The 4,037-nt window shown below is 70.4% G+C and carries 5 protein-coding genes; all 5 read right to left on the bottom strand.

Annotated features, from left to right (window positions below):
* The coding region (locus HUU95_RS10115) for a terminase large subunit domain-containing protein (protein ID WP_174279998.1) at positions 1 to 984 on the bottom strand (984 nt) is incomplete at its 3' end.
* Positions 968 to 1,564, bottom strand: a complete 597-nt coding sequence (locus tag HUU95_RS10110; protein ID WP_174279997.1) for a hypothetical protein — start codon at positions 1,562 to 1,564, stop codon at positions 968 to 970. The genes HUU95_RS10110 and HUU95_RS10115, both read right to left, overlap by 17 nt.
* A gap of 172 nt (positions 1,565 to 1,736) precedes the next feature.
* A complete protein-coding gene (locus HUU95_RS10105; protein ID WP_174279996.1) occupies positions 1,737 to 3,077 on the bottom strand; it encodes a DUF418 domain-containing protein in 1,341 nt (446 codons plus the stop codon).
* A 67-nt stretch (positions 3,078 to 3,144) separates the two neighbouring features.
* A complete protein-coding gene (gene rplS, locus HUU95_RS10100; RefSeq protein ID WP_174279995.1) occupies positions 3,145 to 3,537 on the bottom strand; it encodes a 50S ribosomal protein L19 in 393 nt (130 codons plus the stop codon).
* Positions 3,534 to 4,037 (bottom strand): tRNA (guanosine(37)-N1)-methyltransferase TrmD (locus HUU95_RS10095; protein WP_174279994.1); only part of this gene is annotated, 504 nt, incomplete at its 5' end. The genes HUU95_RS10095 and rplS, both read right to left, overlap by 4 nt.

The raw sequence follows: 4,037 nt of genomic DNA, 5'->3' as shown, positions 1-4,037 counted from the left end.
CGCGACCGCGCGCGCCCAGCCTTCCGGGGAGCGCGCGGTCACGCTGTGGTCCGCCAGCACATGCGCCACCGTCCCGGGCGTCACCCCGGCGCGCCCGACCGCGACGATGCCGCAGGTGCCGTCGCCCACGGGTGGATCGACCGCGATCAGCGTCCGCGTCATGGACGGCACGGCGTCGCGCGCGCGGCACCGCTCGATCAGCGCCGGCGACCATAGCGCCCCCGCCTCGGGCAGCAGCTCGCCGTCCAGCTCCTGCCGGCCCAGCCGCGTCCCGCCATACAGCGCGTCCATCCGCGCGCGCCACGCCGCCGAGCTGTGCGGGTTGTTCGCCGTCCGGCCGCGCGTCACGGTCGTTCCCTGCTCGGCCATGATCGCGCGCAGGACCGGGCCCGGCCGTGGCGTCGTCGTCACCAGCGTGCGCGGGCGGTCGCCCAGCCGCAGCGTCATCTGCAGCATCTCCCACGTCTCGCGCGCCTTCTTCCACTTCGCGAGTTCGTCGCACCAGGCCAGATGATGCTCCGGCCCACGCAGGCGATCGGGCGACGCGCCGGAGAAGATGGTCGCGTGCGAGCCGTTGGTGAAGACGAGCCGTCCATGACTCGGCTCCCAGCTTGTGATCCATGGCTCGCCCACCGTCAGCAAGCCGCTATTCCCCTCCACCATGACCCGCCGCGCCTCCTCGCGCGTCGCGCCGACCAGCGCGATGGCGAGCGGCGTGTCCCCGCCCACCTGCTCGATCAGCCAGCGTGTCCCCGCCAGCGTCTTGCCGAATCCGCGTCCGGCGATCAGCACCCACGTCGCCCAGTCACCCGCCGGCGCGACCTGGCCGTCATGCGCCCAGTGTCGCCAGGCATGGTCGATGGCCTCGCTTTCCTGTTCGCCGAGCAGGGCCAGCGCCTCCCGGCGAAGATGATCTGGCAGGGCTCGCAGATAGGCGATCGGATCGAGATCGGGCGCCAGTAGCGGCTTACGCTTCGCCGCCATCGTTCCCTCCAGCCGTCGGCCGATCGCTCGAACCACCGGCCGGATCGTCGGACCTTGCGGCCACCTCCTTGCGACGCTTCGCCTCGATCGCTTCCAGCTTGGCCAGGATGGACGCGCGTACCTCGTCCAGCCCGCGCACGCGCGCTCGCCGGGTCTTGCCCTGCACGGGCGGGCCCGTCACCGTCGCTCGATGCTGGGCCAGCAGCGTCAGCGCGTCGCGGAAGTTGACGGGCGGCATCGGCGTGTCCGGGTCGATCGCATGCCCGTCCAGCATCTCCGTCGCGCGTTGCAGCAACAGTTCTTCCAGCCGGCCATAGCCGATCGTCAACGCGACTTGCCAACGCTCCGCGAACGCTGGGTCGACCCGCCGGCGCCGGTACACGGTATAACCGCCAAAGCCGGCGTCCCGGGCGGCATGGCTGACGTTGCAGCTCGCCGCCAGCGCGTCGAGGAACTTCGCCTCGGCCGCATCGGTCCAGCGCAGTCCACGGCTGTTGACCAGCCGCGGTCCAGCTGACCCGGGCCTGACGATGCTGCCGGCGGGCCCGATCGGGCGGTCACTGCGCTTTCTCGATGGCATCCCGCTTGCTCCCCGCCCGTTCGTGATATGTCCACATCAACGACGCGGAGTCAAGCATATTGTACCGGAATGGTTCGTCATGGTGAGGAGAAAAGGGGTGGCGTCTGACATTTCGGGACGGGACATGGCTGTCTCGCGCGGCATGAACATGCACGGTCGGCGCGGCGCCCGCTCACGCCGGTAGCGCGCGAGCCCCACGCCGCCACGCCAGCCGCCGCCCCGCCAGGATCGAGCGCCACGCCCATTCCACCGGCGCGATGTCGAACCGGCGAACCCAGGCGTTCGCGCCGACCAGCAGCGCCGCGTCGATCGCAGCGGCGGTCAGCATCAGCGACGCCCAGCCCTGCTGGTGATAAAGCCGCAGCCCCCAGGGCGGGTAGATCACCCACAGGCAGATCAGCGTCTGCGCGACATAGATCGTCAGCGCGGTGCGACCCGCCGCGATCAGGGGCCGCAGCAGCCGGACGCCGGCGGTCGTCGTCAGCAGCAGGTTGACGAGCGACAGATGCCCCAGCGTCGTGGCCAGGCGCGCATATTCGCCGGTCGCGTCGATCAGGTAGGGCCAATGGTCGAAGCGCGTGGTGGCCCATGCGTCACCCGCGCGCAGCGACAGGCCGATGGCATAGGCGACGATGGTCGCCACCACGTAGAAGCGCCGGGATCGCCGGCCCTGGATGATGCCCCATCGGAACAGCGCCGCCCCGATCAGCATCGTCCCCGCCGCTTCCCAGATCGCGCCGATCTCGACCCCGGTCCTCTCGAAATAGATGATGTCGTGCCACGCGGCCCCGGCCCAGCTCGCGGCGGTGCCGGCGCGTGCCTGGTCTTCGTGGTCGACCTCGCGCTGGTCATCCGCTCGATCCTTCGCGTGCGCCGCGATCCGCTTGTCATAGGCGCGCAGGCGCTTGCGCTCGGGCTCGGTGAGCGGACGGGAGGCCGCCTGCCGGGCGTGCAGCGCCACCCCGTCGCTATATTGCCGCGCCGTGAGCGTCAGCCCGATGCCCGCCCCGACCAGCTGCACCGTCGCCAGCAGCAGCCCGATCGACAGCAGGGTCCTGGGCTTCAGCCGGCGGAACAGCATCGCGACCAGCGCCGCCAGGCCATAGGTGTGCAGGATCTCGCCCGGCCAGAGCAGGACGAAGACATGGACCAGCCCAAAGCCGAACAGCACGAGGTTGCGAAACGCATAGCCGCGCAGCACGCGCGCCTCGCCCATCCTGATCGCGGCACGATCGGTCAGGATCACCATGCCGACGCCGAACAGCATCTCCAGCAGGCAACGCGCCGTGCCGTTCGCCAGCACCTCGCGCAGCCACCACGCCGCCTGATCCGCCCCCGTCCAGCCGAGCGGACGCGGGTCGCTCGCCATCATCGGCCCGCCCATGTCGTTGATGTTCATGAACAGGATGCCCAGGATCGCGATCCCGCGCAGGATATCGAGCACCGCCAGTCGCGGCGCGCCGTCCGGCTCCGCCGGATCGGCCACCGCGGTGGTCATCACCAGTTCGTTCATGGTCACGTCCCCCCGCTCACCGTCCTAGCCGACTAATACAGCTGGCGGCAAGCGGGGACGACGGATGCTATTCGGCGGCGACGGTGCCCTTGGCGGGGCGGGTGTCGCGGCGCTCGGCGATGCGCGCCGACTTACCGGTGCGGCCCCGCAGGTAATACAGCTTGGCGCGGCGAACGGCGCCCTTGCGCACCACCTCGATCGAGTCGATCGACGGCGAGTAGAGCGGAAACACGCGCTCGACGCCTTCGCCAAAGCTGATCTTGCGCACGGTGAACGACGAGCCCATGCCCTTGTTCGCCCGCCCGATGCAAACGCCCTCATAAGCCTGAACCCGCGTGCGATCGCCCTCGATCACCTTGACGCCAACCTTCAGCGTGTCGCCGGGGCGGAACTCGGGAATGGTGCGCACGGCGCTCAGCTTGGCGATCTGCTCGGCTTCGAGCTGCTGGATCAGGTTCATCGATCGTCTCTCGTCTCGTCCTGCGCGCCAGAGGGCGACGGGACCCGAGCGTCCCGGTGACGCTCCCACAGGTCCGGTCGCCTTGACCTTGTGTCGGCCGCCGCCCGCGCCAGGCGCCAGGCGGCGATCCGCGCGTGATCCCCAGATCGCAGGGCTTCGGGGATCACATGCCCCTCCCATTCGACCGGTCGGGTATAATGCGGGTGTTCGAGCAGCCCCGTCTCGAAGCTCTCGTCATCCCCGCTGATGGGGGCGCCCATTACGCCGGGCAACAGCCGGACGCAAGCGTCGAGCAGCACCAGCGCCGCGACCTCGCCGCCGGACAGGACGTAATCGCCGACCGACACCGGCTCCACCACGCGCGCCGCGAACAGCCGCTCGTCAAAACCCTCGAACCGCCCGCAGATCAGCGTGACGCCCGGGCCGGCGGCGAGCCGGCGCACGCGGGCCTGGGTCAGCGGGGTCCCGCGCGGGGTCATCGCGATGACGGGCCGGCCGCG

It is taken from the genome of Sphingomonas bacterium, assembly GCF_903643065.1.
Classification (GTDB): domain Bacteria; phylum Pseudomonadota; class Alphaproteobacteria; order Sphingomonadales; family Sphingomonadaceae; genus Sphingomonas.
The sequence above is the reverse complement of the archived record's forward strand: the minus strand, read 5'-3'. Positions and strand labels throughout refer to the sequence as shown.

Coding starts and splice junctions, on each gene's coding strand:
- HUU95_RS10105 (WP_174279996.1), bottom strand. CDS start 3,077: ATGAACGAACTGGTGATGACCACCGCGGTGGCCGATCCGGCGGAGCCG.
- HUU95_RS10110 (WP_174279997.1), bottom strand. CDS start 1,564: ATGCCATCGAGAAAGCGCAGTGACCGCCCGATCGGGCCCGCCGGCAGC.
- rplS (WP_174279995.1), bottom strand. CDS start 3,537: ATGAACCTGATCCAGCAGCTCGAAGCCGAGCAGATCGCCAAGCTGAGC.